General features: G+C 73.4%; 1 protein-coding gene. It reads left to right on the top strand.

What is annotated here, in order from left to right; genetic code table 11:
* The coding region (locus ABY44_RS00305) for a TolC family protein (RefSeq protein ID WP_431640707.1) at positions 1-477 on the top strand (477 nt) is incomplete at both ends.

Below are 477 nucleotides of genomic sequence, written 5' to 3' on the forward strand. Positions count from 1 at the left end.
AACGTCAGCCTCACCGCGCTGATCGGGCTCGCGACGCGCGGGGGCGCATCGCTGTTCCAGGCCGCATCGCGCACCTACAACGTCAGCCCGGCCGTGAGCCTGCCGATCTTCGACGGCGGCGAGCGGCGCGGCGTGCTGCGCCGGCGTGACGCGCAATACGACCTCGCGGTCGCCGGTTACAACAAGACGCTGATCGGTGCGATCGGCGAGGTGGCCGACGATCTGCACCGGCTGGATTCGCTCGCCGTGCAGACCGATGCGCAGCAGCGTGCGTTCGACTCCGCCACCGATGCGTGGCGGCTCGCGGACGCGCGCTACCGGGCCGGCGTCGGCAGCTACCTCGACGCGCTCGTCGTGCGCCAGCAACTGCTGGTCGCGAGCCGCGAGGTCGCCGCGCTGCGCGCGCAGCGCGCGGACCAGTCGCTGCAGCTCGTCGCCGCGCTCGGCGGCGGCTTTCGCGCCGAGCCGGACGACGTC

Origin of the sequence: Burkholderia sp. ZZQ-2 (genome assembly GCF_050768715.1) — a bacterium.
In the GTDB taxonomy this organism is placed as follows: Bacteria; Pseudomonadota; Gammaproteobacteria; order Burkholderiales; family Burkholderiaceae; genus Burkholderia; species Burkholderia cepacia.